Annotated in this window: 24 protein-coding genes and 1 riboswitch; of the genes, 6 read left to right on the forward strand and 18 right to left on the reverse strand. The window is 51.2% G+C overall.

The annotated features are described in order from the left end of the window. Nucleotides 1-53: 53 nt before the first annotated feature. Nucleotides 54-1739 carry a thiamine pyrophosphate-dependent enzyme gene (locus tag ACFFJP_RS02365; RefSeq protein ID WP_377240088.1) on the forward strand — a complete coding sequence of 562 codons (1686 nt, stop codon included), beginning with the start codon at nt 54-56 and terminating at the stop codon, nt 1737-1739. A 22-nt stretch (nt 1740-1761) separates the two neighbouring features. Here ACFFJP_RS02365 and modC read toward each other — a convergent pair whose 3' ends face one another. The 9 genes from modC to moaA all read right to left on the reverse strand — a co-directional run bounded on the left by modC (nt 1762) and on the right by moaA (nt 7711). Further along, the gene (modC, locus tag ACFFJP_RS02370) at nt 1762-2835 is read right to left on the reverse strand and encodes a molybdenum ABC transporter ATP-binding protein (protein ID WP_377240090.1); all 1074 of its coding nucleotides are present in this window, start codon (nt 2833-2835) and stop codon (nt 1762-1764) included. Next, on the reverse strand, nt 2835-3536 hold the full coding sequence (gene modB, locus ACFFJP_RS02375) for a molybdate ABC transporter permease subunit (protein ID WP_377240093.1): 702 nt from the start codon (nt 3534-3536) through the stop codon (nt 2835-2837). Before modB ends, modC begins: the two co-directional genes overlap by 1 nt. Further along, nucleotides 3533-4333 (reverse strand): molybdate ABC transporter substrate-binding protein, encoded by an 801-nt coding sequence (modA, locus tag ACFFJP_RS02380; RefSeq protein WP_377243341.1) that lies wholly within the window; start codon nt 4331-4333, stop codon nt 3533-3535. The genes modB and modA overlap by 4 nt, the downstream gene beginning before the upstream one ends. Continuing rightward, on the reverse strand, nt 4333-4821 hold the full coding sequence (locus ACFFJP_RS02385; protein WP_377240095.1) for a molybdenum cofactor biosynthesis protein MoaE: 489 nt from the start codon (nt 4819-4821) through the stop codon (nt 4333-4335). The genes modA and ACFFJP_RS02385 overlap by 1 nt, the downstream gene beginning before the upstream one ends. Continuing rightward, nucleotides 4821-5084, reverse strand: coding sequence for a MoaD/ThiS family protein (locus ACFFJP_RS02390; RefSeq protein ID WP_377240097.1), 264 nt, complete (start codon nt 5082-5084; stop codon nt 4821-4823). The genes ACFFJP_RS02385 and ACFFJP_RS02390 overlap by 1 nt, the downstream gene beginning before the upstream one ends. Nucleotides 5085-5088: 4 nt before the next feature. Beyond that, on the reverse strand, nt 5089-5574 hold the full coding sequence (moaC, locus tag ACFFJP_RS02395) for a cyclic pyranopterin monophosphate synthase MoaC (RefSeq protein WP_377240099.1): 486 nt from the start codon (nt 5572-5574) through the stop codon (nt 5089-5091). Continuing rightward, on the reverse strand, nt 5567-6121 hold the full coding sequence (locus ACFFJP_RS02400; protein WP_377240102.1) for a molybdenum cofactor synthesis domain-containing protein: 555 nt from the start codon (nt 6119-6121) through the stop codon (nt 5567-5569). Before ACFFJP_RS02400 ends, moaC begins: the two co-directional genes overlap by 8 nt. A gap of 16 nt (nt 6122-6137) precedes the next feature. Further along, nucleotides 6138-6737, reverse strand: coding sequence for a molybdenum cofactor guanylyltransferase (locus ACFFJP_RS02405; RefSeq protein WP_377240104.1), 600 nt, complete (start codon nt 6735-6737; stop codon nt 6138-6140). A gap of 2 nt (nt 6738-6739) precedes the next feature. After that, nucleotides 6740-7711: a GTP 3',8-cyclase MoaA gene (moaA, locus tag ACFFJP_RS02410; RefSeq protein ID WP_377240107.1), complete on the reverse strand. Its 972-nt coding sequence runs from the start codon at nt 7709-7711 to the stop codon at nt 6740-6742. Next, a riboswitch (molybdenum cofactor riboswitch) is annotated at nt 7703-7840 on the reverse strand. Its footprint overlaps the gene before it by 9 nt. 418 nt (nt 7841-8258) lie before the next feature. On the opposite strand from moaA, the gene ACFFJP_RS02415 reads away from it, so the two are divergent. Continuing rightward, entirely contained in the window at nt 8259-10970 is a 2712-nt protein-coding gene (locus ACFFJP_RS02415; RefSeq protein WP_377240109.1) for a nitrate reductase, read from the forward strand. 86 nt (nt 10971-11056) lie between these two features. Here the strand turns inward: ACFFJP_RS02415 and ACFFJP_RS02420 are convergent, their stop codons facing one another. From ACFFJP_RS02420 to ytfE, 5 genes are all read right to left on the reverse strand, one after another. After that, complete coding sequence (locus tag ACFFJP_RS02420; protein WP_377240111.1) at nt 11057-12340, reverse strand: NAD(P)/FAD-dependent oxidoreductase; 1284 nt, start codon at nt 12338-12340, stop codon at nt 11057-11059. After that, on the reverse strand, nt 12337-13191 hold the full coding sequence (locus tag ACFFJP_RS02425; RefSeq protein WP_377240114.1) for an ABC transporter ATP-binding protein: 855 nt from the start codon (nt 13189-13191) through the stop codon (nt 12337-12339). Before ACFFJP_RS02425 ends, ACFFJP_RS02420 begins: the two co-directional genes overlap by 4 nt. A 42-nt stretch (nt 13192-13233) precedes the next feature. Next, nucleotides 13234-14199 (reverse strand): ABC transporter permease, encoded by a 966-nt coding sequence (locus ACFFJP_RS02430; protein ID WP_377240116.1) that lies wholly within the window; start codon nt 14197-14199, stop codon nt 13234-13236. 3 nt (nt 14200-14202) lie between these two features. After that, complete coding sequence (locus ACFFJP_RS02435; RefSeq protein WP_377240119.1) at nt 14203-15516, reverse strand: CmpA/NrtA family ABC transporter substrate-binding protein; 1314 nt, start codon at nt 15514-15516, stop codon at nt 14203-14205. 305 nt (nt 15517-15821) lie between these two features. Beyond that, the gene (gene ytfE / locus ACFFJP_RS02440; RefSeq protein ID WP_377240121.1) at nt 15822-16502 is read right to left on the reverse strand and encodes an iron-sulfur cluster repair protein YtfE; all 681 of its coding nucleotides are present in this window, start codon (nt 16500-16502) and stop codon (nt 15822-15824) included. 234 nt (nt 16503-16736) lie between these two features. Here ytfE and norR point away from each other — a divergent pair, with 234 nt between their 5' ends. Both norR and ACFFJP_RS02450 read left to right on the forward strand, forming a co-directional pair. Further along, nucleotides 16737-18359, forward strand: a complete 1623-nt coding sequence (gene norR / locus ACFFJP_RS02445) for a nitric oxide reductase transcriptional regulator NorR (protein WP_377240123.1) — start codon at nt 16737-16739, stop codon at nt 18357-18359. A gap of 4 nt (nt 18360-18363) precedes the next feature. Then, entirely contained in the window at nt 18364-19131 is a 768-nt protein-coding gene (locus ACFFJP_RS02450) for a HesA/MoeB/ThiF family protein (protein ID WP_377240125.1), read from the forward strand. 12 nt (nt 19132-19143) lie between these two features. On the opposite strand, the gene ACFFJP_RS02455 is transcribed toward ACFFJP_RS02450, so the two are convergent. From ACFFJP_RS02455 to ACFFJP_RS02470, 4 genes are all read right to left on the reverse strand, one after another. Then, complete coding sequence (locus ACFFJP_RS02455) at nt 19144-19530, reverse strand: putative zinc-binding protein (RefSeq protein ID WP_377240127.1); 387 nt, start codon at nt 19528-19530, stop codon at nt 19144-19146. A 195-nt stretch (nt 19531-19725) separates the two neighbouring features. After that, on the reverse strand, nt 19726-20658 hold the full coding sequence (locus ACFFJP_RS02460; RefSeq protein ID WP_377240129.1) for a LysR family transcriptional regulator: 933 nt from the start codon (nt 20656-20658) through the stop codon (nt 19726-19728). A gap of 81 nt (nt 20659-20739) precedes the next feature. Continuing rightward, a complete protein-coding gene (locus ACFFJP_RS02465) occupies nt 20740-21942 on the reverse strand; it encodes an NnrS family protein (protein WP_377240131.1) in 1203 nt (400 codons plus the stop codon). 22 nt (nt 21943-21964) lie between these two features. Continuing rightward, nucleotides 21965-23287, reverse strand: a complete 1323-nt coding sequence (locus ACFFJP_RS02470; protein ID WP_377240133.1) for an MFS transporter — start codon at nt 23285-23287, stop codon at nt 21965-21967. 311 nt (nt 23288-23598) lie between these two features. On the opposite strand from ACFFJP_RS02470, the gene ACFFJP_RS02475 reads away from it, so the two are divergent. Then, nucleotides 23599-25089: a NarK family nitrate/nitrite MFS transporter gene (locus ACFFJP_RS02475; RefSeq protein ID WP_377240135.1), complete on the forward strand. Its 1491-nt coding sequence runs from the start codon at nt 23599-23601 to the stop codon at nt 25087-25089. A gap of 1 nt (nt 25090) precedes the next feature. After that, entirely contained in the window at nt 25091-26902 is a 1812-nt protein-coding gene (locus ACFFJP_RS02480) for a bifunctional protein-serine/threonine kinase/phosphatase (protein ID WP_377240137.1), read from the forward strand. Nucleotides 26903-26921: the final 19 nt, after the last annotated feature.

Consider the following 26921-nt stretch of genomic DNA (forward strand, 5'->3'; position numbering starts at 1 on the left):
CAGCGGCTGTTGTCACTGCACAATAGCACGCAATTTTATTGCGGAGCGCAACAATGATTCTGGCAGACCTGTTACAGCGGCAACTCAGTGACAACGGCATCTACGACCTTTATACCATTCCCGGCGACTTTATTCTGCCGTGGCTGGGCGCGCTGGAGTCGGGACAACGGCAACAAGCAAAGCCACTGCGGCTGATCCAGCTCAGCCATGAACCCTCAGCAGTCTATGCCGCCGATGCAGCGGCGCGTTGGCGCAATGCGCCTTCTGCGGTGATGCTGACCTATGGCGCAGGAGCTCTGAATGCGGTGAATGCGATTGCCCAGGCCTACATGGAATTTGTGCCACTGCTGGTGTTTGCCGGCTATCCATCGCAGCAGGAAGTAGCCTCTGGTTTATTGCTACATCATCAGGTAAGTGATCTTGACGCGCAGCGAAGAATTTTAACTGAAGTCACCTGCGGGCAATGCCGGCTCGATGATCCCGCAACGGCAGTTCAGCAGCTTACTGAGGTGATTCAACGGGCAATAGCTGAAAGTAGACCGGTATTGATAGAACTGCCCCGCGATATGGCGAATGCACAAGTGTTGTGTCTTTCTCTTCCGGAGATGCAATCTGGCGCGTCGGATGATGTCAATGAAACAGCTCTCAGGGATGCACAACGTCAGCTGGAGCAGTTTTGTCTGGATTTGCCGACCAAAGTAACAACCCCCTGTTTATTGATCGGCGTGAAAGCAAAGCGTTTTGGCTTTGACCATGCAGTCGCCGAATTGGCGCAGCGCTGCGGGATCCCGGCGCTGACCACGTTATTGGGGCGTGGCGTGTTAGATATCAGTGCCGCCAGTTACAAAGGCGTATATAGCGGGGCGAAGGACGACCCGGTATTACCCTGGCTGCTGCAATCTGACTTGTTAATATGTGCCGGTGTTATTCGCTCTGATAGTAACTTTGCTGCACATCCCAGCCTTTTGGCCGGAAGACCTGTGCTGTGGGTGGACGAGCAGCGAACTCAATTGCCAGATGGCCATGTCATTAAATTACCTGCAGTTGAGGTATTCGCCGCACTGCAACATGCTTTTACTACCCGAGCTGAGGCAAAACCACAGGTGCAGATGCCCGCAGACTGTGATGAAAATGCCTCAAGGTCAGCATCAGAACAAAACGCACAAACAGATAAAGGCTGGCGTTCTGACACGCTGGTAAATCGCTTGCATCAATTATTAAGTCAACAAACGCACACCTACCCTTTTGTTGTAGACATCGGTGATTGTTTGTTTGCAGCCTTATCAGCCAATCCTTCTAAGCTACTAGCACCAGCATTCTATGCCTCGATGGGTTTTGCAGTGCCTGCTGCGCTTGGCCTGCAGTTAAGTTCTGGATTACGTCCGATAGTACTGGTCGGTGATGGTGCATTTCAGATGACAGGGCTGGAGCTTGGTCATTGCCAGCGGTATGGACTGAATCCGATCGTCATAGTATTGAACAATCAAAGTTGGGGCATGATTAAAGCATTTGCACCAGCTCTGGCCGCAGCCGGGTTAGCCGGCTGGCAATATGCCGCGCTTGGCAGAGCTATGGGTTGTGGTGCCAGTCAAATCTGGAATCTGCACCAGTTCGATGGCGCGCTGGCCGACGCACTTGCGGATACACGTAGACCAAGGTTGATTGAAGTCATGTTGCCACAGCACAGCTACAGTGAGACTCTGGCGAGTTTTCAGCGCGGACTGTGTAACAGCGCATAAGCAAGTGACATAGTGAGTGTGGTTAGCGGATGGCGATTGCTTTAACCAGGGCAAACACTTGCAGGCCGATAGTAAGCTTTAGCTGTGCAACTGCGTATGGTGTTATTTCAGCTTGTAATAGCTGGCCATCGGCCAATTGCAGTTGGATTAGGAATTGCTGACGGTAAGGTATTATGTTGATGATTTGTGCTGGTAACTGATTTTGGATCGACAAATCTGCGATTGGTGAAAGAGCCAGACTCACGTCTTTGGCCCGAATACTGAGTCTGATCTGACCTTGCGACGTTGGAATTGGAGCCGTGCAATCTCCCAGCCAAAGACAACAAGCGTTGCTGAGAACTGGAATCCGCCCCCAGCTGTCTTTTTCAGCCGGTACCCCGAAAAACAAAGAGATGATGTCGGAACCATCAAACAAAGGATTATTTGGGTTTGCCAATGCAGCAGTGAGACTGGATTGTTCTGTGATTTGACCGGCATCCATCAAAACTAGCTGGTCTGCAAGTTTTTCAACCTCCCGGCTGTCATGCGAGACAAAAAACAGCGGAATACCGGTTTCATCAACCAGGGTCCGGATATAGGGCAGTATCGCCGTTTTACTCTGATTGTCCAAGGCCGCGAAGGGTTCATCTAACAGCAACAATTGGGGATTCGCCAGCAAGGCCCTGCCAAGAGCCAAGCGTTGTTGTTGCCCACCGGACAGGCTGGCTAACGGTTGCCTCAGTAATGGTTGCAGTTCAAGCATCCTGATGACGTCTGCAGGCATTAACCGGCGTAGGTCTGGCGGTACGCGCTGAAAACCATATAAAAGATTCTGCTCTGTGGATAAGTGAGGTAATAATCCGCTTTGCTGAAAGACCAGACCAATGCGGCGTCGATGCAGCGGGACAAAATTTTGCTGGTGTTGCCAGGGGTGGTCGGCAAACATGACCGTTGCATCAGGGACGATCTCGAGGCCTGCTATCAGTCGCAGTAAACTGCTTTTGCCACAGCCTGATCTGCCGAACAATGCGGTGATGCCGCTGGCAGGCAAAGTGGTATCGATGTTCAGATTGAAGTGATGTCTTTGCCAGTGCGCTTTTATCCGTAATGCCGTCATCAGAGACTCCCGATTTTGCGACGAGCACCGTAAACCACAAAAAGCACCACAAACGAAAACAGCAATAACAACAATGAAAGCTGCTGTGCTGCCGCATAGTTCATGGCCTCTGCATGATCGTAGATAGCGATGGACAACACTTTGGTCTGGCCCGGAATACTGCCACCTAACATCAGGATCACGCCAAATTCGCCAAGGGTATGGGCAAAACTCAGCGTCGCCGCGACGATAAATCCACCACGGCACAAAGGCAGGATCACAGTAAAAAACCGGTCTACCGGGCCAGCGCCCAGGCTTGCCGCGATCTCAACCGGCTGACGGCCCAGCTGCTCAAATGCCTGTTGCAAAGGCTGCACGGCAAATGGCAACGAATACAGCACCGACGCCAGCAATATACCCGAAAAGGAAAATGCCAGATGCGGCAACCCCAGTTGTTGCAGTGTGTTGCCGACAACGCCTTGCGGGCCAAGAAACAACAGCAAATAAAACCCAAGCACTGTGGGTGGGAGGACTAAAGGCAGAGCAACCACTGTTTGCACCAAAGTCCGCAACCAATAACTAAAAACGGATAAGCCACGTCGTTCGCCAGCCAGCCACCAGGCTAATGGTGTAGCAATCACTAACAGCAGCAGCATTGTGTAAAAAGCAAGTGTCAGGGTCAGCTGAATTGCTTGCCAGTCTGCTGCAGTTAGCGCTGTCATTCAGCCGCCTTTGGTGTTGGCTCAGGTAACTCAAACCCATAGTTCGCCAAAGTTTGCTGAGCTTTGGCGGTGCGCATAAATTGAACCAGAAGTCGCGCCGATGGTTTTTCGGCGCCCGCCTTGGTTAAAGCGTAACTTTGTAGCAGCGGTTGATGGGTTGATGCATCGAGCAACTGATAATGCGCTGCAGTGCCTGGAGTTAATCGCTGATTTTTCACCAATGACAGGGCGATGATCGCCACATCTGCTGCGCCACTTTGTGCTAATTGTGCAGTTTGCGCGATGTTTTCGCCATAAACCAGCTTATGTTCCAGTTGTGACCACACTCCGGCAGATACCAGACTTTGGCGGGCTCTTTCGCCATATGGCGCATGAAGAGGCTGCGCAATGGCGATTTTCAGATACTTATCTGCTGTAAGCTCTTTTAGCGAGACACCGCGCAGATCATGCTTTGGACTCCAAAGCACCAGACGACCGCGTGCATAAACGGTTCCCTCGTCAGTGGTGAAGTTTCCGCGAAACAGCTCTTGAGTGAAATGCTTATCTGCTGAAAAAAACACATCAAATGGTGCGCCTTGGCGGATCTGATTGCTGATTTTTCCCGACGAACCGTAAATCACCTGAACCGATACTCCAATGAGGTCCTGCGCATATTTCGCTTTAAAATCACGCAGAACGTCTTCCAGCGCAAAACGCAGATCTGACGCTGCGGCGATAAAGAGCTTGTCTTGCGCAGAAACATTGATCCAGATACCACTGAATATCAGCACAAACACCAGACGCAGCAAGAGGTTCATCACTTTGGTTGTTCCCAGCGTTGCAAAGCGTTTTTATCCGCGGCTTTTGCTTCCACCCACTCGGCGGATTGATGAAAATGGGCTTTTTTCCACAGTGGCACTTCATTTTTAAGATAATCCATCAGCATCTCGCAGGCAGCGAACGCATCGCGCCGGTGTGGTGCGGCAATACCAACCAGCACTATCTGCTCACCAACAGGCAATACGCCAACCCGGTGAATAATAGTGACAGCCCGTAAGTCAAAGCGTCGCGCCGCTTGCTCTGCAATTGTTGTGATGCTGCGCTCGGTCATGCCAGGATAATGTTCCAGTTCAAGCGCCTGAAGCCGGTCAACGTTAGTTGAATTGTCGGTGTCCGGCTTAAACTGGTCGCGCACAAGGCCGGAAAACAATACCACTGCACCGCAATCTTGCCGAACAAGTGTCTGATACTCTTCAGTTAGTGAAAAATCCTCTACTTGGATCCGGCAGTTAATCCACGTCATCATCAGCCCCCGGTCACTGGTGGAAAGAGGGCGATGGTGTCGCCGGGTTGGACCATACTTTGCTGACTTGCCAGTTGCTCATTGATGGCAACCAACAGCTCCCGCTCAGTCAGGGCCGCGGCGAAAAGAGCCGACTGTCCGGCAATCATCAGGATTAAATCTTTGACCTCTACCGGTTTAGTGAGTGTTAGCTTTAGATTGCCGATCTGCATGGCTTCACGCAAAGATGCAAAAAATAACACCTCTGTGACAGGCGCTTGATTCATGTTGTCATTTTCCGCTTGATTCAGTTCTTATCCAGTGGCCTGATTTGCCGCCAATTTTCTCGATAAGATGGATTTTGTTGATTTCAATGGCTGGATCTGCGGCTTTGGCCATGTCGTGTAATGTCAGGGCTGCGACACTCACCGCAGTTAAAGCTTCCATTTCTACACCGGTACTGCCTTCTACTTTACATAAAGCCCGGATCAATACTTTGCCAAGCGTAGCGTCTAATTCAAATTGAATATCGATTTTGCTGAGCAACAATGGATGGCACAGCGGAATTAATTCTGCAGTTTTTTTCGCGGCCATAATGCCTGCGATCCGGGCGCAGGCCAGAGCATCACCTTTAGGTAATTGGCTTAAGGTCGAAACGATTGAAGGTAACATACTGACTTCTGCCTGGGCGACGGCAGTACGGCTAGTCGCGAGCTTTCCAGCAATATCAACCATTTGTGCTTCACCTTGTGCATTCAGGTGGGTCAAATCAGTCATCTTTAGTTCCTTTTACTGCAGAAGTACCACAAGGGCTGCCACGGCGCAGCAGACTGGTAAAATTACAGGGTTTGGTATGCGCAATGAGCTGAGGCCAAATAATCTGGTCTGCTGCCAGATGAGCGGCATCAACACTGCCAGGTATGGCAAAAATAAGTTTTTGGTTGGCAATCCCTGCGATAGCACCGGATTGCAGGGCGGCACTGCCAATTTTTTGATAGGACAGGGTCCGGAACAACTCGCCAAATCCAGGGATCTCCCGGTCAAATAATGGTGTGATAGCTTCAACCGTACAATTTTTGGCATGGAAGCCAGTGCCACCAGCCAGCAAAATGACTTGTGCTACTGCATCAGCAATTAATGAACTGACAGCCGCACGGATTTGATACAAGTCTTCTTTCACTATACCGCGCTGATAAAGCTGATGCCCCTGCTGTTGTAATGCATTGTTGAGCCAGACACCGGTATCGTCCGTTTCGAGGCTGTGCCGGTTGGATATGGTCAGAAGCGCTATTTGCAAAGGCGATTCGCCCGGAAACGAAGTCATATTAAGCTCCTGATAATTAACTGCATATATGTGTAACTCCCAGTTGACGGGCATTATCTGGCGATAGAAGTTTATGAATACTGGCAAAGCTTGTCGGGTCATTGCAGTTTTGAAATGCAAAAGGCGCTAGCAGGGGGAGTGGTCTCAGCCCCAGCTTTGTCCAGGCCTGATGTAAAGAGCGCTTTGCCGTTGGATCTGACAGCGTAGTAGCCAGAGTTTGTTGTAACTCGTCCGTTTTTCCGAGTAAAACCGGTAACGGAAAGGCTTCGATAAAGCTGCCTGCTGGACATGAACTTAAAAACAAAGGTTTAAGCGCGGCAGGCGTCAGCAGCGGCATATCAACCGGCAATACCAATAACCAGTCTGTAAGGCAATGAGGCAGTGCCGCAGCAATGCCTGCCATCGGACCGGCGTCGTGGACCAAGTCCTGAATAAAACCGGGTTCATTACGGCTGACCAGCACTTGTTGCGCACCAAGCGCCTCGCCCAGTCGTTTGCTGCGCTCTAACAAAGTTTGACCATCCAGTTGCAGCAAAGCTTTGTCTCGTCCCATCCGGCTCGATTTCCCACCACTGAGCACCAGAACTGAAAAGGCTGGCTTAGTTATCTGAGGCATCCTCAACCTCCGATCATAGCGAGTTGCCGGGTCTGACCGGTCTGCGCTTTCGCCAGTTGATGACTGAACGGCTTGAATTGCAGTTGTGCCTGTAGAAATTCGACAATTGCAGCCGGGTTATCCTGGTTCAGCAAATGGCGTAAATTCTGATGTTGTTCGGCGAATAAACATAAAAACAACTGGCCTGTGCTGGAGACACGTAGTCGGTTGCAGTCATCGCAAAAGTGATCGCTGTAAGGCATGATAAGGCCAATAGTGCCCAGATAGTCGGGATGGGCATATTCCAGCGCTGGGCCTGCGTTGGCCAACCTTGGCATAAGTTGCCAGCCGGCGGCAGTGAGCTGACTGATAATGCTTTGGCCACTGACATGCTGCGTTTTAAAAAATGCACCGTTATCGCCCGTTTGCATCAGTTCGATAAAACGCAAGCTGATCGGTTTATCGCGGACAAATTCAAGAAAGCTGCTTAACGAGCGGCCATTGTACTGGCGCAATAATACGGTATTGATTTTGACTTTTTGCAAACCCAGTGCGAGGGCGCGGTCAATGCCGGCCAGGATATCCGGCAGCCGGTCCTGACCTGTGACGAGATGAAAAGTATCTGCATCCAGGCTGTCGACACTGACATTCAGCGCAGTGAGGCCCGCGTCCAGCCATTGATGGATGTCTTTATTCAAACGATAGCCATTGGTGGTCAGGGCAACTTGGGTGATGCCGTCGGTGGCCCGCACCGTTTCAATAATGCTGCATAAGTCGCGGCGTAAGGTTGGCTCGCCGCCTGTCAGCCGAACTTTTGTGGTGCCGGCATGGGCAAAGCCTTGGACCAATTGCTTAATTTCAGCCAGCGTCAGTTCAGCCGCTTTATTGTCACAAGCGCTGCCATCAGGCAGGCAATAGTTGCAACGGAAATTGCAGCTTTCGGTCAGCGATAAACGTAAATAGCTGAACCGGCGTTCGAATGAGTCTTGCAGCATAAATCGACACCTTTCCAAGTGGGGAGGTCAGACCGTTTCCAGTCAGGCCCGGTGGCATGATTGCCACGGCCGCTCTGGCATGTCAGGTATCCCTGAGTTAGCACAGTAGGGCTCGGCGTTGTTTGTATTGTAAAAGTCCGGTGCTCCGGCCGTCATTGCCTTCTCTGGGCAGTTTCATTACCTCTTTGTGGGTAGAGCGTGCAAAAACAAAAAGGCCAACCACCGGTGTTCCGGCAGTTGGCCTCATTGCCAATCAGAATGACTGTTTTCTCTAGGCTTTCAATTTTAATGCCGTAGATTAAGTTTATGAAAAATATAGAAATATATGAAATTGTTGCTGGCTCCGGTCGCCAGATGTACAAAAATGGGGCAGCACTGCACCAGCCTGAACCACATGTGCAGCAAAGCACTCGATCACTTCTATACAAATCAATCACTTAATAACTGGCATCAGATATGCTGTGTTGGGGGACATTCTTATTCCGGTAAAGGCGCCTTCGCCGACAAAACAGTCGGCAGCGGCGCCTTTTTTGTTTTGGAGCAACGCATGCAGTCTCACGCCCCCCAGAATACCCACAGTACTTGCCCTTATTGTGGCGTAGGCTGCGGTGTTGTCAGCAACAAAGGCAGTGCAACCATTGCCGGAGATCTGCTACATCCGGCGAACTTTGGCCGGTTATGTGTCAAAGGCACTGCATTGGCTGAAACCCTGAATACTCAGGGCAGGTTGTTGCAGCCGGTGGTCGACGGCATGCCGGCAGACTGGCCGTTGGCGCTGACCACGGCTGCGTCCCGCTTGCAAAAAATTATCGTTGAGCACGGCCCCGGCAGTGTGGCGATGTATCTGAGTGGTCAGCTGCTCACTGAGGATTATTATGTCGCCAACAAGTTGCTGAAGGGCTTTATCGGCAGCAGCCATCTGGATACCAATTCGCGCTTATGTATGGCGTCTACCGTGGCGGGGCACAAAAGAGCCTTCGGCGAGGATGTCGTGCCGGGCTGTTATGAAGATCTGGAACTGGCCGACCTGACCGTGTTGGTGGGCAGCAACCTGGCCTGGGCGCATCCGGTCCTTTTTCAGCGCCTGCTGGCGGCGAAAGCGGTAAGCCCAGACAAAAAAATCGTCGTGATTGACCCCCGGCGCACGGCGACCGCTGAATCTGCTGACTTATTTTTGCCAATAAGGCCAGGGACAGATGTCGCAATGTTTAGTGGCCTGCTTGCCTATCTAGCCCGGCAAGGTCAGCTCGATACCGATTTTACAGAGCAGCATTGTACTGGCCTGACGCAAACCTTGGAGGCAGCACAGTGTTGGCTGAACATCGCGCAACTGGCTGACTACTGCGACGTCCCAGTGTCTGATTTAACCACTTTTTTTCAGTGGTTTGGCGCAACAGCCCGGACAGTGACTGTATTTTCTCAAGGGATCAATCAGGCCGCCAATGGCACTGACAAAGTCAACGCCATCATCAACGTTCATCTCGCAACTGGCCGTATCGGTAAACCTGGCGCTTGTCCGTTGTCGGTGACAGGGCAGCCCAATGCGATGGGAGGCCGGGAAGTGGGTGCGCTGGCCAACCAATTGGCCGGCCATTTGCGTTTTCCGTCTGAGCTGACCGGAATTGACGAAACCCCGGATGCAGAGTGGCAAGCACTGCGACAGTTTTGGCGTGCGCCTGATTTGGTGCAACAAGGCGGTTATACCGCCGTCGATTTGTTTGCTGCTATTGGCCGCGGTGAAATTAAAGCAGTTTGGATCATGGCTACCAATCCTGTGGTCAGTATGCCGCAGGCTGATTTGGTGAAGCAGGCGTTGCAGCGCTGTGAACTGGTTTTGGTCTCCGATATTTATCAGGACTCGGATACGGTTGCCCAGGCCGATATTGTGTTTCCGGCCCTCGGTTTTGCAGAAAAAGATGGCACAGTGACCAATTCCGAACGGCGCATCTCACGTCAGCGCGCTTTTTTACCAGCCCCCGGAGAGGCCAGAGCGGACTGGCAGATTGTCTGTGATGTCGCCAAAGCACTTGGATTTGCGCACGGGTTTAACTACCAGAACCCGGCACAAATTTTCCGTGAACATGCGGCATTAACCACTTTATGTAACAACGGCCGACGTGCGCTGGACTTAACTGCGTGCCGTGCCATGTCTGACGCAGCTTATGATGCCTGGCAACCACAACAATGGCCATTGCCGCAGGTTGGCTATGACAGCGCCCGCTTGTTTGCCAATGGCCAGTTCTATACGGCAGATCGTAAAGCAAAGCTGGTGCCGTTATCAGGGCTAGAGGTTTTGCCAAGGCAAGGAGGCGACTTTGTGCTCAATAGCGGCCGGATCCGGGATCAATGGCATACGATGACCCGGACCGGGCGGGTTCCTGCGTTGATGCAACATCAAAGTGAGCCCTTTGTCGCCATGCATCCAAATGACGCCCGGCGCTATCAGCTCAAAGACGGTGATTTGGTTGAGTTGTCGAACGCATTGGGCATTTTTCGTGGCCGTGCCCAGTTGACCGATGCACAGCGTTGCGGTGAATTGTTTGTCCCGATGCACTGGAGTGGTCAGTTTGGCTTTTTGTCGCGTTGTGACGTGCTCTACGATGACAGCCGGGATCCTATCTCCCGCCAGCCGGCCTTTAAACAAGGTCAGGTGCAGTTAAAAAAGCTGGTTGTCAGTGCAGAACTGGTTCTGTTCAGCCGTCAGCCGGACTTACTGCCTCAGCTACATGGGCTTTGCAGTTATGTCGTGACTGTGCCCCATGCCAATATGACTGAATACAGAATGGCACTGACAGTGCCGGCTAACGCCTTGGCGCAACTCATCAGTTTAATCAGTCATCAGTTAATCTCTGCTATTCAGCAGTCTGCGGCAGGCGCACCGCCAGAACAAATCCAGGCACAGGCACCGCAGCACTGGCGTCAGGCTTATGTGCAGGATGATCAGTTACAAGCCTTGCTTTATGCCGGCCCGACATTGCCGGCGCTGGATCGTGCCTGGCTTGACCAATGTTTTGCTAATCTGCTCACAGCAACAACAAGACGCCAGTTATTGCGCGGTGCGCCGCTGGAAGCCGGAGATTGTTCAGCACTGGTCTGTAGCTGTTTTCAGGTCCGACAACAGAGTATCCAACAGGCGATCACAAAAGGGGCGCGCTGCAGCGCCAGTTTGGGTCAACAGCTCAAATGCGGCACCGGCTGTGGCTCTTGTTTACCTGAAATCAGGCAATTATTGCAGCATGCGCCAATGCTGAAAATCTGAGGCGTACATAGCGAAAGCGAAGCAAGCATGCATGCAGCAAGAGGCCGGCAGCGGACAGAACGGGCTGAAAGAGCATTGGTTTCGAATCAAGCAACCTGAAACAACCACGTATTCAACCAGTCCTCTGTTCCAGCTGCAGGGCTTGTTGTCTGCGGTACGTGCATCAGTTGTTGATAGTGCTGAATGAGGCTGGTATCCCCACATAAAACTGCGCCTTGCAACTGGCCATTGAGCAACCAAATTCGCCGATAGTCACCTTGTTGCTGGTCTTGATATACCAAACTGTTTAGCGCGGGATTCGTATTTTTAAGCAGTGCACCAATGTCACCGACAGTGCTAATCGCAAGACCACTGATTTTTAGATTGGTTGCGCTGGTATTGGCTTGATACCGCGCATGTGTCTGGCCGGATAGAACTGGCCGGGTCAGCACTTGCGCCAGCACAACCGCCTGCTGGTACACCGGCGCGACTAAGCCGACTGTTTCGCCGTTACATTCTGCGCATTCTCCGATGGCAAAGATATCAGGATCACTGCTTTGCATCTGGTGGTTTACCAGAATGCCCCGGTTGGTGTTGATGCCGGCCAGCTTCGCCAGTTCGCAACGCGGTTTTACCCCAAGCGCTGCAATTAGCAACTCTGCAGCGACAGTGCGTAAACCTGCAGGTCCGGACAGTGCGAGCTGTAGTTTGTGCGGGCTTGCTTTGGCACCGTTAATCTCGGTTTGCAGTAAGACCTCAATACCACGCTGTTCTAAGGACGCTTGTAACAACAGCGAGGCGGTTTCATCCAACAGCCGGTTCATTAAATACGGACCGCGGTGACAAACAGACACCCGATAATGCGCACTGAGTGCTGCGGCAGTTTCCAGTGCAATAAAGCCACCGCCCTGAATGACGATATGGCTGCCAGCTGGAAATTCGCTGATCTTTGCCACATCGCCAGTGTGTCGCAGTGCCAACATGCGTCCGTACATTCCGCTGCCTGCGATGTCTTCCTCGTTGCAAAAATCCGGAAACACAGGAGCAGAGCCGGTGGCAAACACCAATTTCCGGTACACAAAACATTTGCCTGACTCGGTGTGCAGCTGTTGCGTCTGTCGACTAATGCTAACAACCTTTTCATCTGACAACACAGTGACGATGTTTTGACCAAAATTAAGCGCAGGCAGAGATATATCGGTACTGCTATCTTCGATCAACTGTGGCAGCAATACCCGGTTATAAGCCGGTAATGTCTCTTCCCCCAGCACCAGAATACGTTTGGGCGCCAGCGACAGCTGCCCAAGTTCCTGTAACAGCCGATGGCTTGCCATACCAAAGCCAATAATGATCAGATCATAGGCAGTTGAATGGTGACTGTGCGCCGTCATGCACGCGCCTCCTCTTTGATGAGTCGTTTGTCCTGGCTGGCTTTTGCAGAAGCAACGGGCAGCGGCTCCACTTTGCGTTGCTTTTCATACAGGAAACTTAAAACCTGATGCCGGTAGTGGTTATATTTCGGGCAATCTGCCAGCGCCAGCCGGTCACGCGGGCGCGGCAAATCAATCTGCAGCACTTCGCCCACAGTTGCCGCGGGGCCATTGGTCATCATTACGATGCGGTCGGACAGCAGCACGGCTTCATCCACATCGTGGGTAATGAGGATCACTGTATTGCCGAGTTCTGCCTGAATTTGTTGCACACTGTCTTGCAAATGCGCCCGTGTCAGCGCGTCCAGAGCGCCAAAAGGTTCATCCATCAACAACACTTGTGGCTGCATTGCCAAAGCGCGCGCTATACCAACCCGTTGCTTCATACCGCCGGAAATTTCCGCCGGCTTTTTATCGCGGGCGTGGCTCATCTGCACCAGTGCCAGATTGTGTTCTATCCAGTCCTGCATCTGGCTTTTGGTCATTTTGCCGGCAAACACCTGACGCACTGCCAAAGCAACGTTTTCATAGACCGACAACCAGGGCAATAACGAGTGGTGCTGAAACACCACGGCGCGTTCCGGCCCCGGTTCGTTCACTTCTTTGTGATTTAAAATCACGCCACCTTCGGTTGCTTTTAACAAACCCGCAATGATATTGAGCACCGTCGATTTGCCGCAGCCGGAGTGGCCAATCAGACTGATGATTTCGCCTTTGGCGATGCTCAGATTGACATTCTGCAGCGCGACAAAAGGGCCTTTTGGCGTTGGGAAACTAATACCAACCTGACTGAGTTCCAGATGTTTTTGCATGACAATTCCTCTTTTAAACAGGGGCCACTGAATACTGACGGATCAGCGCAGCTGCACACTTTTGTCCCAGCTGACTGCTTTTTGCAGGCTGAGCATCAGCCTGTCCAGCAGTAAACCAATCAAACCAATCACTGCGACAGCGACACAAATACGCGCCAGCGAATCGCTGGAACCGTTCTGGAATTCGTCCCAGACGAATTTGCCAAGGCCGGGGTTTTGCGCCAGCATCTCTGCCGCTATCAGCACCATCCAGGCGATGCCCAGCGACAGGCGTAAACCGGTAAAAATCATCGGTACAGCAGAGGGCAACACAATTGCGCGCACATGGCGGAACCAGTTGAGCCGCAACACTTTGCTGACGTTTTGTAAATCAGCCGGCACCTGCGATACACCCACAATGGTGTTGATGAGCGTGGGCCACAACGAACAGAGCGCTACCGTCAGGGCCGACACCAGATAGGAACGGCTCAGTAACCCGTCTGCCGGATAACTGGCGCTGACCACAATAGTAATGAGGGGCAGCCAGGCCAGCGGTGATATTGGCTTCAGCAACTGGATGAGCGGGTTGGCAGCGCTGTAGCAAAGCGGACTTAAGCCAATCAGCACACCGGCCGGAATTGCAAACAGACTGGCGAGCAAAAAGCCGCTTAGCACCGTTTGTAAACTGGTTTGAATTTGACTGAAAAAAGTGGGGCGACCACTATAAGGCCGACGCACCGCCTCTGGGTTTTTCTCCAAACGCTCCTGCTGGCGCTGATAAAACAGCTGCTCCCGGCTTTTTTCTGCCTGATGTTCAGCTATTAAGGCTTTGAACTGAACGGCCACAGCAGTGGGCCCGGGAAACTGACCCAATGATGTCTGCAAATTTGCCGCTAAAGCCGCCCAGCACAAGACAAAGATAGCAAGGCCGGCCAGTGTCAGACTGCCCTGACGTAAGAGTTCCCGTAGTTTTGGCTGCCAGCTGGCAATAGCGCTGGCTGGCATCGAGTTTTTCAGTTGAATAATCATCTGTTAGTCCTTGTAACCAATATCAAATTGCAGCAGGTACTGATTCGGTTTATTGGCATCAAAGGCTTTGTTGTCGGCAAATTTGTAGCGTTCCGGCGCTTTAATGCCAGTCTCCTTGGTAAAGTCTGGGAAATCCGTGCTGCTGAATTTGCCTTCAGTGATCAACGCTTTTGCAGCTTGTTGGTACAAAACGGTGTCAAAAGCAGCCTTTGCGGTGGCCTGATACCAGCTGTCCGCTTTGGCTTCGCTCAGCTGGCCCCAACGGCGCATTTGTGTCAGATACCATATGGCGTCGGAGTAAAATGGATAGGTGGCGTGATGGCGAAAAAACACATTAAAATCAGGTGCTTTTCGAATATCGCCCGGAGCAAATTCAAACTGACCGGTCATACTGCGTTTGATGATGGCGGCATCCGCACCGACATAGTGCGCGGCGGAGATCATTTGTGCAGCCTCAGAGCGGTTTTTATTGTCCTGTTCATCCAGCCAGGCGCCTGCGCGGATTAAGGCTTTGACTAACTTCAGATGCGTGACCGGGTGCTTTGCGGCCCAACGGCTGTTAACGCCCAGCACCTTTTCCGCCATAAAACCGCGAATGTCACTGTTGCTAATCACCGGGACACCAAGTTTTCGGGCTGCGGCCTGTTGATTCCAGGGTTCACCAACACAAAAACCAGCGACGGTGCCAGATTCAAGCGCTGCAGGCATTTGAGGAGGCGGCACCACAGAAATCAACACATCGGCATCGAGCTGACCCGAATTGTCACCGGTTTTAGGTGCATAAAAGCCAGGATGTAACCCCCCTGCGGCCAGCCAGTAACGCAGTTCATAGTTGTGGCTGGAGACCGGGAACACCATGCCAAATTTGAGCTGGGTGGGAATGCTTTGCAGCGCTTTGGCATCCAGCGGAATTTGCGGTGTTGATTTGGCGGACAGTTGTTGCCAGATTTGGCTGCTGAGCGTGCAGGCATTGCCGTGCAGATCCAATACCAGTGCTGTCTGCAGCTTCTCAGTGCCAGTCATACCTGCCTGACTGGCCAGAACTTGGCCGGCCAGCATGTGGGCTGCATCTAACTGACCATCCAGTACCCGATCTTGCAATACTTTCCAGTTCGGTTGGGCTTCCAGTTGGACAGACAATCCTTCATCGTCGAAATATCCTTGTTCTAAGGCCACCGCCAGTGGTGCCATATCGGTCAGTTTGACAAATCCCAGTTTAAGCTGCTGCTTTTCAGCTTCGGCACTGATGCCGGACAGGGGCAGAGTCAACAAGATGCCGCTTATCCACAGAGTCGTTTTTTTCATTAGTTGTTTCAAATCATGCCTCCGGTATCTGTCTGGAGAAATCACAGGCAAAAAAAAACGCTGATGGCTGCCGTCGAGCGGGCCTATCAGCGTCTTTGCTGTGACATCTTTAGTGCGCCAGAACTTTGCTGGCAGTTTGGTTATTCAGTTTTTATGCCAGTAGTCATGGGGTGTTTTAAGTGTTTGAAAAAATACAGTAAAAATAATTTTTTGGCAGGTGGTGGAAGTCGTGGTTAGTCGTTTTCTGTACAATCTTGGTGCGAGAACGCACCAAGATTGTTGCACGGCCACTAGTGCCCGCTAGTCAGCGCAGGAACTTATTGGCAGGAACCACAGCAGCTGCCTTTTTGGCTGACAGGCTCTACAAATAGAATTTCGTTTTCAAGCAGGATATGTTCCATCAAATCTTCTTTGAGCTCATTCAGGCCCAGATATAAGGCCGTCCAGGTATTACAGGCTCCATCCGGCAACTGCAGCTGATGTGCGAGTTTGAGCATGTCGCCCAGAGCATCGCCATGCTGTAAATGTTCGTGTTGCATCACATGAATTGGGCCCGCGGGGTAAAAGCCGTTGCACAACATTGGAAACAGAATTTGTTCTTCTTTCATCATATGGCTTTCCAGCTCTTGCTGCATATGACTTAAATGTTCTGCAAGGCCGGTTGGGCATTCTGTATGGTCGCCATGGACGGTCTCGACCCGTCGGGCCAGCCGGATTAATTCTGGTAATTGCTCACGGTGTTTAGCATGGAAGCGTTCTAAAATATGGTGCACCAGCTCTGCAGGTTTTGCAAAGCGCCAATCCCGGGTGGTGATTTGTTGTTGGAGTTCACTGAGTTTGGTGATGATTTCTGTAGCATCCAAACCCCGTTCCGCAGCGACTTCTGCCAAGGTTCTGGACCCGCCACAACAAAAGTCGAGTTTGTATTGATGAAAAACGCCGGTAGCCCCCGGGATACTGGTCGCCAACTGGCCAAGACTTTGATTTGCATGGATCATGACATTACTCCGCAACTAATTGAAAAAGTGAGGCCGGTTTCATTTTACAAAACCACAGCCGGACGCTTTATACAGTCAAAATTTGGGCCAGAACTACCACCTTTGATTTATATAGAGTTTTATTGAGGTCGGGTAAAATCAACCCTGAATCGTCATGGTGTGAATGACCCAGCTGGGTATAAATCACCCTGCAGGCCCCCTTAGCAATAGTTAAGCAATAGGATGACTGAATAGATGCTGGATGAAAGTTTGATAGCCGATTTGGTCACTGAATTGCCCGTTGCGGTGCGCCTGGAGCGTCTGGTTATAACGCTTAAAATGCATTTTGGCTGTCATGCAGTCGCTTTGTTACAGCTTGAACAAGAAACATTAAAACCGGTCGCATTCATTGGTCTGGTTGAAGAAGTTCGGGGCCGCCGCTTTGAAGTGTCTCAGCATCCACGTCTGGCGCAGTTAGTCGCCACCCGGCAAATTGTGCATTTTCCGCCAGACCCCAGTTTACCGGATCCCTATGATGGCTTGGTTGAATCTCATGCAGGGCAATCCTTAGCGGTGCACGATTGTATGGGGGTGTCCCTTTATGTTGAGGGGAAATGTTGGGGCGTGTTGACGCTCGATGCGCTAAGTGCCGGCACTTTCAGCCGGCTGACGGTGCTGGAGTTACAGCGCTTCTCTTTGTTGGTTGAAGCCATTATCCGGATTGGTCAACTGGAAAACCAACTGCGACAAGCCCGCATCGCAGGTATTAACCAACCTCTACCTTTTGACAGCAAAATTGAGCACACCCAGGAGCTGATTGGTCAAAGCATGGAGCTCAAAGCTGTGCTTTCCGAGCTTGATACGGTGGCTCGTACTGAATTACCGGTGTTGTTATCTGGCGAGACCGGCGTGGGAAAAGAGCTGTTCGCCAGACGGCTGCTACAAAAGTCGTCGCGAAAGCAAAAAGCGATGATTTATGTCAATTGTGCCGCATTGCCGGAAACCTTGGCTGAAAGTGAGTTATTCGGCCATAAAAAAGGCGCATTTTCCGGAGCAGTGCAAGACCGACTTGGTAAGTTCGAGCATGCGGATGGCGGAACATTATTTTTAGACGAAATAGGTGAGTTGTCTTTGTCCGTGCAAGCCAAGCTGTTGCGAGTCCTGCAAAACGGCGACATTCAGCGGCTAGGCAGTGATGATTGCCGCCGTGTGGATGTTAGAGTAGTGGCAGCCACAAACCGTGATCTGGCAGCAGAAGTTACTGCCGGCAATTTTCGTGCTGATTTATTCCATCGGCTGTCGGTTTATCCCATCCATATTCCACCACTGCGTAAGCGGCAAGGCGATATCGTCTTGCTGGCGGGCCATTACCTGGAACTGAACCGGGTGAGGCTTGGCGTGCGGGCACTGCGTTTATCCATTAGCGCCGCACAAGCGCTCGAGGTTTACCATTGGCCCGGAAATGTGCGTGAATTAGAGCACTGCATTAGTCGGGCTGCGCTAAAAGCTCTGTCACAAGGGGCGAGCCGGCAGGATATCATTACTTTGACGCCATCACTGTTGGAGCTGAGTGAACCATCGGCTTTTAGCCAGAGTCCGACGGAGTCGACCATGCAATGTCGAGAGGGTCCGTCTGAAACTACAATCCAGCTGCCATCTGGCATAGGGTTAAAAGCGGCAGTTGCGCATTTTCAGCGTGAGATGATTGTGACTACGTTACAAACTAGCGATGCAAATTGGTCAATTGCTGCCAGGAAGTTGGCGTTGGACCCAAGTAATTTGCATAAGCTCGCCTTAAAGCTCGGTATCAAGCAGTCTGCGAAACATAGTGAAAAGCTGACACAATTAGCTGCAACTACTTTATCGGATAAGGAATAATGCCATGGTTAGTCCAATGGTAAGCTTGGATTCTTTGCAGCAAACCCGCCGTTATAGCAGGCAAATTATGCTGCCAGCTGTCGACTTAGATGGGCAGGAACGATTGCTGAACAGTAAAGTTTTGCTGGTAGGCATGGGTGGCTTAGGCTGTGCGGCGGCGCCATATTTATGCAGCGGTGGTGTAGGGCAGTTAACCCTGGTTGACGGTGATACGATTGATCTGACGAATTTGCAGCGCCAGATTTTATACACCAACGCAGACATCGGTAAATTTAAGGCACAAACCGCAGCACATTGGCTTTCACAGCAAAATCCGGACATTCGTATCGAAGCGATTTGTCAGTTTGCTGATGAAGACCTTTTAACAGAATTGGTTGGGCGCCATGACCTGGTGCTTGATTGCACAGATAATTTGGTTATCCGCCAACAAATCAGTGATGCTTGCGTGCAGGCACAAACACCATTAATCAGCGCTGCGGCTATCCGCTTCGAAGGTCAGCTCTGCTGCTTCAAAAATGACGGTAGCGGGCCTTGTTATCGTTGTGTATCCAGACTGTTCGGCGAACAACAGTTAACCTGTCTGGAGGCCGGGATTTTTGCACCGGTGGTTGGACTGATTGGCGTGCAACAAGCCCTATGGGCCATGTTGTGGCTATCGGGTGCTCAGGATTTACCATGGCACCAGCTCAGGATATTTGATGCATTACAAAGCCAGTGGCAGAGTTTCAGTATCATGAAACAACAGAATTGTTGTTGTGATAAAGCCACGTAAATTTTGCAGAATTCAGTGCAAGCCCGCATGAGGTTCTGACAGCAACTCGCCCTGAATATGTTGCAGCAATTCATAGGCGGCACTTAAAGTACAATCTTCTTGTCGCGATTTTTTATAACCAAAGGAAGTGACTTCAATGTGCCAAGTCGGAATGACGTTCACGGTAGCCAGTGTCTGACGCACGCAATTTAGTGGGCAGCCATCCAGTGCCAGCACCGGCCGCCCTGACTGTGCGACTTTGACCAGAGATTTAATTTTGCCGCCGATCCCTGCTATACAAGACATTTCGGCGATCCCTTCTCTGTCCAGCACAACCGCTAAATCATTGGTCAGTTGTGCTACGTTTGAGCAGCCTGAACAGGCATACACCAGCGGTTTTTGATTGGCAAAATGAGACATCCTGAAAACTCCTGTTGAAGTATTGGACTCAGTCTGCGGCTTGGTTGCGTGTTAGAACTTGATATAAATCAAGCTGGGTTCGCGCCTACTCATTCAGGGGTAGTTGTGTTACTCGGAGAGGTTAAAACAATGATCTATTCAATGAAAACCGTTTTCTGACTAATAATCTCTAAGGGCTTAAGAACCACCGAGTTTTTAAAATGCGATTGTTGCTGACTGCACTGAACTCACTTTATTTTTCTTGCAGATACTTTTAAATCGTTGGCTGACGGCTGATAGATATTTGTCCTGATGCCAGCATAAGTGCAGCTGGCGCGGCATGGGTTGGCTGAACGGCAACACGACTAAGGCGCCGCTGCGCAGCCGGTCCTGCACCGCGAGTTCAGACACCAGTGTCAGGCCGAGGCCTTGTTGCACGGTATTCAGCACCGCTTCTAACGTATTCAGTTCCAACACTGTGCCAAGCGCTGATAACTGTGGCCGCAAGTATTTATCAAACTGCTCGCGGCTGCCGGACTGTGCTTCCCGCAGCACCCAATATTGACCAGCCAAATCGGCGGCGCTCAGCACTGCGTCGCTGGCTGCCGTGCGCTGCGCCAGCGGATGTATTGGGCTGGTCACCAGCAGCATTTGGTCCTGCTGCCAGGCTTCGCTGTGCAGCTGCGGATGCGTCACTTCACCTTCAATCAGCGCCAAATCGAGCTCAAATGCCAGCAACCGTTCGGCCAGTTGCTGACTGTTGGCGATAAACACACTAAGCCGCCACTCCGGCCCGAGCTGCGCCAGCAAAGACGGCAACAGATAATTGCCGATGGTCTGACTGGCACCGATGCGCAGCACGGCTTTGCCGCTGCCGCCTGTTTCACCGCTCTGCTGAAACAGCGCGCTGATATCATCCAGCCGTGTCAGCATTTCATCCGCCAGCGGCAGCAACAACGCGCCTTCACTGTTCAGCAGCAGATGCGGATGGGCGCGGTCAAATAACGGCGTACCGAGCTGCAGTTCCAGCTCTTTCAGCGCTTGGGAAATGGCGCCACGCGTCAGGCATAGCTGGTCAGCGGCCGCGCCTAAATTACCGAGCCGCGCCACGGCGACAAAAGCTTTGAGCTGACGAAAACTGATATTCACATCGTTTTCCTTTTTCACCCATTCGTCAGACTGTTCTTATAGCAGCAGCGGCACCGAATCAGCCTTCGTTACTCATCACCATTATCCGGGATGCCCATCTGCACGCGGGCTAGTCAGAATTTTCCAGTAACAGAGCAGAAACAGCATAAACCCGACAACCCAACAAACGGCTGATATTAACACCCCGGTCAGGTACCACTGGCTGGATTGCAAAGGCAGCAATACACGACAAACCATGGCGGCGATTAAGGCAGCGAACGCCAGCGGCATCCAGCGCGATGTCTTCAGTTGCCGGCCGGTATGTCCCAGTGACACTCTGGACATCATTGACAGGATCATCGCCCCCATAGCGCCAACCGTCAGCATATGGATCGCAAGACTCTGTGTCACCGCAAGACCTGCGTAGCGTGCGGCAAAGAGCGCCAGACCGGCCGGAATACACCAATAAGCCACATGTAAAGACCACAGTAGTGGCTCTTGCCAGGTGATCCAAATTTTCCAGCGGGCAGCCCGCACTGCGAGCAGCGTTGCGGCGACTGAACACAATAAAAAAGGTACTTGGGTGGGAAGCCACGTTTGCAAATGGAAAAAGTGAAAGCCAAATACCGCCCAGCAGCTGCCAAGTGCCGCCCGATCCAACCAAACCAGTGAGGTAACCCGCGTGGTGCGAGTGCCATTGGCGGTAAACATCGGCAGCACGCGGCCGCCAACAATCGCCATCACCAGCGTGATCAACAACACCGCACTGGTAGACCCATGATTCTGTAACTGTTCATAACCCGGTGTTAGGCCAAACCACATCAGAGCATTGCAGATGGTTAATACCAGCAATAACGGAATAAAAAACAAGTTGCGATATTGCCGGGCGGCAATCAATGGTTTTGCCAGTAACCCGGCAGCCAATGGTAAAAAGCTCAAATCAATCAATATCAACAGTGGTAACGGCATTGCGACTGGCGCTGCGTTCGCCAGTCGCGCCAGCAACCAACAGGCCACTAACAGGGCTAATGGTTTGCCATGCGGCGCGCGCAGCCCGGTCCAGTTTTGCATCGCAGTCAGCAAAAATCCGGCAACAACGGCACTGCCAAAACCGAACACCATTTCGTGGCTGTGCCAAAAAACTATAGGCAGTGCAGGTTTGAAAGTAACCCAACCGGCGAGAATGGCGCCCCACCATGCAATAGCCAGAGCTGAAAAAGAGGCAGCGCCTAAAAATAACGGCCGAAACGCCAGACGCAGTAACACTGGAATTTTCTGCTCCTGAGCTAGATCTGTGATTTGCATAAAGTCCTCATACAGCGACGAGTTAATGGTCGTCAGCTAGAAAGTTGTCCGCGCGTGCTTTGGCAAGCGCTAGTTGGAATTGCTCACGTTGGTTAGCAAAAAACATCAGGATCATGCAAAGGGCCAGCACGCCATACAGCAGCATAAAACAACCGCTGTAAATGCCCAGCAAGTCCTGAGATAAGCCAAATAGGATGGGGAGTGTGAAACCGCCGGTTGCTGCAATCGCAGAGACCATGCCCGATGCAGCACCAAATCGTTGCGGGTAATAGCGATATAACAAGCTGTACACGCTGGCACGGCCTAAGCCCTGGGCGATGCCGACGATAAACAACAGTGCAGTGAACAGCCAAACATTAATTTCAATGTGCAGTGCAACCTGCTTATCAATGCCGCGGATCACTAAGTCGGTGGGCGGGTAACTTAAGAAAAACAAACAACACAGGCAAATCCAGAACACGCTCCAGTTGATGGTTCTGCTGCCAAATCGTTGCGCGAGGTAGCCGCCAAGCCCACGGACCATACTGGAGGTCGCGACAAAAAACAGGGTGAAACTGAGCGCTTGTGCCATCGGTAACTGATAGGCCGTCATGTAGTAATGCGGTAACCACAACAGTAATGCCAAAAAACAACCAAACACAAAGTAGTAATACAGTGAAAAACGCCAGAGCCGGCTGTCGGACAACAAATCTCGCCAATCTGGACGTATGGTTTCCATATCCATATCCATATCCATATCCACATCCACAGCAATAGACTGCGGATGCAAGGTTTTTGCCTGGTTCTGCGAGTTTACCGGTGGACAGAACCAGCTGAATAAGCACAACACCAGTAAATTCAGCCAACCCAGATAAAATCCGGCGTCCAACAACAAAGCAATTTGGTCAGCAACCAGGCTGGCGACAAATAACGAGACTGCCGCGCCGGCGTTACCAATACCGAAAATGCCCAGCACAAAACCTGCTTTTTGCGGCGCCACCAACAGGGTCAAATAGCGGGTGCCAAGAGTAAAGCTGACACCTGAGATGCCTAACCAAAGCCCACAAAACAGATAGCCAGTGAAAGTTTCGACATAACTGAGCAGAAAAAGCGGTGGCGTTTGCAGCAATAACAATATTTGCCAGAGTTGCCGCGGACAAATCCGGTCAGCCAGAATGCCGGCAGGCAGGCGCAATAATGCTCCTGATAGTATCGGGCTTGCTAATAACAGGCCTAATTCAGTGCCGCTGAGTTGCCACTGGTCCTGCAATAACAAACCTGCGGCCGCATACCAAGTCCAGACAGCAAAACACCAGCCAAAAGTCATAGTTGCGGCAATCACAACAGGCCACGGCAGCTTGGTCATTTTATTTCCCAGTCTGAAAGTTGATGGTAGTAATGCTATCGCAACCGGTATCAATACGCTGTCTGAGTAAAGAGGTACTCCGCAATTGCCATCTTCAGCAATACGAACAATCAACCTAACCATAAAGGAGTAGTTTCTGCTGCTTTTACCTGCGTCTCCCGTTGAGTGAGGTCTACCTAGTTGTAGGTATACTCAATATTAATCAATGAGATAGCAGTTAAATACTTTGATGTCGGTCAAAGGAAATGTCCATTAGGCTACCTAAAGTAGATCGGGATTTATAAATAACTGGGATGCCAGTGGAGGACATTATGGCGAGTACCGCCCATGGGGGCGCTGGCAAAGTTGAGTTACTGAACTTTGCTGACCCGAAGATTAAAACTTTACACTTAACCTGGTTTGCGTTCTTTCTGACCTTTGTCATGTGGTTTAACCACGCGCCAATTCTGGCGGATTTGAAGCAAGCGTTAAGTTTGACCGATGCGCAGATCAAAGCATTGTTGATTCTCAACGTGGCGCTGACGATTCCGGCGCGGATTGTCGTTGGCATTCTGGTCGATAAATTCGGCCCGCGCATTATGTACAGTGTGTTGCTGTTTTTATCGTCGATTTTCTGTATAGGCTTTGCTTTTGCCAACACTTTTGAAAGTTTGGCGCTGTTCCGCTTTTTATTGGGGTTTGTCGGAGCCGGTTTTGTGATTGGTATCCGCCTGGTTAGTGAGTGGTTCCCGTCTCATCAGGTGGGGACCGCAGAAGGCATCTATGGCGGCTGGGGGAATTTTGGCTCAGCTGCAGCTGCGATGACCTTGCCGACTATTGCTTTGATGTTTGGTGGTGCAGAAGGTTGGCGTTATGCGCTGGCAAGCGTAGGCATCTTCAGTATGGGTTATGCGTTGGTGTTTTATTATGCTGCACGCAATACACCAAAAGGCTCGGTGTATTTTAAACCGAAAAAATCCGGCGCGATGGAAGTGACCAGTTGGGGGGATTTATGGTTACTCATTCTGATGAACATCCCGATGTATCTGGCTTTAGCGATGCTAGCCTGGAAAATGTCTCCTGCCGGCGTCAACCTGTTCAGCACCGCCGCTATGGAAGCGATTTGGATCGGACTAGTGGTGCTGTTTGTGATCCAGACCCATCAGGTATGGCGGATCAACGCGGAGCACTTGCGCAAAGGTGTACCTGAGCACGAGAAGTATTCATTTAAGCAAGTCGCCATTCTGGACGTTGCATATTTCACTACTTTCGGTTCTGAGCTTGCTGTTGTTTCGATGTTGCCATTGTTCTTCCTCGAAACATTTAGCAGTCTGACACCCGTAACTGCAGGTTTGCTGGCGTCGGGTTATGCCTTTATGAATCTGGTTTCCAGACCGCTGGGCGGCTGGTTCTCTGATAAATTCGGCCGGCGCAAAAGTATGGTGTTGTTGATTGGCGGATTAGCAGTTGGTTATTTACTGATGGGGACTATCAATAGCAGCTGGCCTATTGCCGCCGCAGTGATCCTCTGTATGACCTGTAGCTTCTTCGTACAAGGTGGTGAGGGCGCAGTGTTTGCCATAGTGCCGTTGATTAAACGTCGGATGACGGGGCAAATTGCCGGGATGGCGGGTGCGTACGGTAACGTAGGTGCTGTCGTGTACCTGACTATTTTCAGCTACGTTGATTATGCGACTTTCTTCTACATGATTGGCGGTACCGCCCTAATTGGTCTGGTTTCTGTGATGTTTCTGGCAGAGCCAAAAGGCCATCTGACTGAAGTCGATGAAGACGGTAATGTGCACCATATTCAGGTAAGTTAAGATGAGTAGACCCACATTGATGGTGAGCAAGGGAATGGCAGAGACTGAGCTCGTGTTATCGCCACCGTGGCAACAAAGCGCGCAGGTCAGCGGCCATCAATTGTTGGTTGAAACCGCCGGTGAAAGTATTGCCGGCGGAAAATTCCCGAATGAAGATGCGATTTGCCTGCCATCAGACGTCACTGATCATGCTCAGATCTATAAAGGCATTGCTGTTGCATTGGCGGATGGTGTCAGTTCAGCCGAGGCGGGGGCCAGTGCAAGTTTATATGCTTGTACCAGTTTTGTTGCTGACTACTATAAAACGCCGGATAGCTGGAGTACCGACCACAGCGTTGCAACGGTACTGACCTCGATCAACAGTACCTTGTATCAGCGCTCACACCAATATCAACAAGATGACCGTGGCCATTTGTGCACCTTTACCGGACTAGTCTTAAAATCAGCGACGGCCCGTTGGTTTCATATCGGTGATAGCAGACTGTATTTGCTACGAGCTGGCAAACTAAGGCAAATCAGCACAGATCACACGACCAAACTCTCAGAAAATCGGCAGTTTTTAGGACGGGCACTAGGTATGGATGAGCAGGTGCAGTGGCAACATGGCGCTGTCCCTCTGGAAGCCGGTGACCTTTTTTTGCTTTGTTCTGATGGGCTCAGTGATTTTGTTTCGGATGCTGATATCACCGGCATCCTGCTCTCTGCGCAGTCTTTGCGACAACAGGTCGATACTCTATTACAGGCGGCGCAGCACAGTGACGACAATATCAGCGTCGTGCTGGCCAAGGTGCGGCAACTTCCGGCAGAGTCACTGGACGATTATAACGAGCGGCTTACCCGGCTACCGTTTTTACCGGCGCTGGAAGTCGGCATGAAGGTTGATGGTTATGAGGTGCTGCGGCCATTATTTGCCAGTGCCCGTAGCCATTTATATCTGGTGCGCGATCTGGCAAATAATACTGACTTGGTTCTGAAAACACCGTCGCAAAACTTTGCCGATGATAGTGCTTATATTGAACGTTTTATCCGCGAGGAATGGGTGGGGCTTCGCATTGATCACCCCGCGGTGGTTCGGGTGATCCGTCAACAACGGCGCCGCACTTTTTTGTATTACCTGATGGAATATCTGCCTGGTGATTCGCTGGATTGTTATCTGGCAACCCAGCCACAACCAATGCGGCCTTCGGTGGCTATCGCTTTGTTGCGACAAATTGCCGAGGCGCTCGGCGCTTTTCACCAGCTGGGGATCATTCATCAGGACTTAAAGCCTGCCAATATTATGCGCTTGAGCGATGGTCAGCTGAAAATTGTCGATTTTGGTTCCGCATATGTGCCAGGTCTTGCGGAACTATATTCGCCGTTAACGCAGGAGCTGGCACTTGGCACGGCCAGTTATTCCGATCCACATTATCTACATGGTCATAACTCCGGTGAACAAGGCGATGTGTATGCACTTGCGACTATTGCTTATGAACTGTTCACTGGCAACCTGCCATATGGTGATAAAGTCGAAGATTGCAGCTCGTTAGCAGACTATCAGCGGCTGCGTTATCAAAGTGCCCGCACCCATAGCAGCAGGATCCCGCTCTGGTTCGACCGTGCATTGCAAAAGGGTGTGAGCTTTGATTTATCTGAGCGTTATCTGCATATCAGTCAGTTGATGCAGGATTTACAACAACCCAACCCTTTATTTCTGCACCAGCAAGTGAGCCTGGCGCATAAGAATAATAAGTTGTTGTTCTGGCAATTAATGAGCGGATTCTGGTTTATCACCTTTATCCTGTTGTTCTGGCTGTTTAGTTTACGTGGCTGATCTGACTATGCTGCGCAAA

Source organism: Rheinheimera tilapiae (genome assembly GCF_042432165.1).
Classification (GTDB): domain Bacteria; phylum Pseudomonadota; class Gammaproteobacteria; order Enterobacterales; family Alteromonadaceae; genus Pararheinheimera; species Pararheinheimera tilapiae.

Bases quoted from the DNA above. Each gene is read 5' to 3' on its own strand.
- ACFFJP_RS02405 (WP_377240104.1), bottom strand. From the start codon at position 6,737: ATGCCTCAGATAACTAAGCCAGCCTTTTCAGTTCTGGTGCTCAGTGGT.
- ACFFJP_RS02465 (WP_377240131.1), bottom strand. From the start codon at position 21,942: ATGCAAATCACAGATCTAGCTCAGGAGCAGAAAATTCCAGTGTTACTG.
- ACFFJP_RS02365 (WP_377240088.1), top strand. From the start codon at position 54: ATGATTCTGGCAGACCTGTTACAGCGGCAACTCAGTGACAACGGCATC.
- ACFFJP_RS02385 (WP_377240095.1), bottom strand. From the start codon at position 4,821: ATGATGACGTGGATTAACTGCCGGATCCAAGTAGAGGATTTTTCACTA.
- ACFFJP_RS02415 (WP_377240109.1), top strand. From the start codon at position 8,259: ATGCAGTCTCACGCCCCCCAGAATACCCACAGTACTTGCCCTTATTGT.
- modC (WP_377240090.1), bottom strand. From the start codon at position 2,835: ATGACGGCATTACGGATAAAAGCGCACTGGCAAAGACATCACTTCAAT.
- ytfE (WP_377240121.1), bottom strand. From the start codon at position 16,502: ATGATCCATGCAAATCAAAGTCTTGGCCAGTTGGCGACCAGTATCCCG.
- ACFFJP_RS02480 (WP_377240137.1), top strand. From the start codon at position 25,091: ATGAGTAGACCCACATTGATGGTGAGCAAGGGAATGGCAGAGACTGAG.
- moaC (WP_377240099.1), bottom strand. From the start codon at position 5,574: ATGACTGATTTGACCCACCTGAATGCACAAGGTGAAGCACAAATGGTT.
- ACFFJP_RS02450 (WP_377240125.1), top strand. From the start codon at position 18,364: ATGGTTAGTCCAATGGTAAGCTTGGATTCTTTGCAGCAAACCCGCCGT.
- ACFFJP_RS02400 (WP_377240102.1), bottom strand. From the start codon at position 6,121: ATGACTTCGTTTCCGGGCGAATCGCCTTTGCAAATAGCGCTTCTGACC.
- ACFFJP_RS02470 (WP_377240133.1), bottom strand. From the start codon at position 23,287: ATGACCAAGCTGCCGTGGCCTGTTGTGATTGCCGCAACTATGACTTTT.
- norR (WP_377240123.1), top strand. From the start codon at position 16,737: ATGCTGGATGAAAGTTTGATAGCCGATTTGGTCACTGAATTGCCCGTT.
- ACFFJP_RS02390 (WP_377240097.1), bottom strand. From the start codon at position 5,084: ATGAATCAAGCGCCTGTCACAGAGGTGTTATTTTTTGCATCTTTGCGT.
- ACFFJP_RS02420 (WP_377240111.1), bottom strand. From the start codon at position 12,340: ATGACGGCGCACAGTCACCATTCAACTGCCTATGATCTGATCATTATT.
- ACFFJP_RS02455 (WP_377240127.1), bottom strand. From the start codon at position 19,530: ATGTCTCATTTTGCCAATCAAAAACCGCTGGTGTATGCCTGTTCAGGC.
- ACFFJP_RS02475 (WP_377240135.1), top strand. From the start codon at position 23,599: ATGGCGAGTACCGCCCATGGGGGCGCTGGCAAAGTTGAGTTACTGAAC.
- modA (WP_377243341.1), bottom strand. From the start codon at position 4,333: ATGAACCTCTTGCTGCGTCTGGTGTTTGTGCTGATATTCAGTGGTATC.
- moaA (WP_377240107.1), bottom strand. From the start codon at position 7,711: ATGCTGCAAGACTCATTCGAACGCCGGTTCAGCTATTTACGTTTATCG.
- ACFFJP_RS02430 (WP_377240116.1), bottom strand. From the start codon at position 14,199: ATGATTATTCAACTGAAAAACTCGATGCCAGCCAGCGCTATTGCCAGC.
- ACFFJP_RS02425 (WP_377240114.1), bottom strand. From the start codon at position 13,191: ATGCAAAAACATCTGGAACTCAGTCAGGTTGGTATTAGTTTCCCAACG.
- modB (WP_377240093.1), bottom strand. From the start codon at position 3,536: ATGACAGCGCTAACTGCAGCAGACTGGCAAGCAATTCAGCTGACCCTG.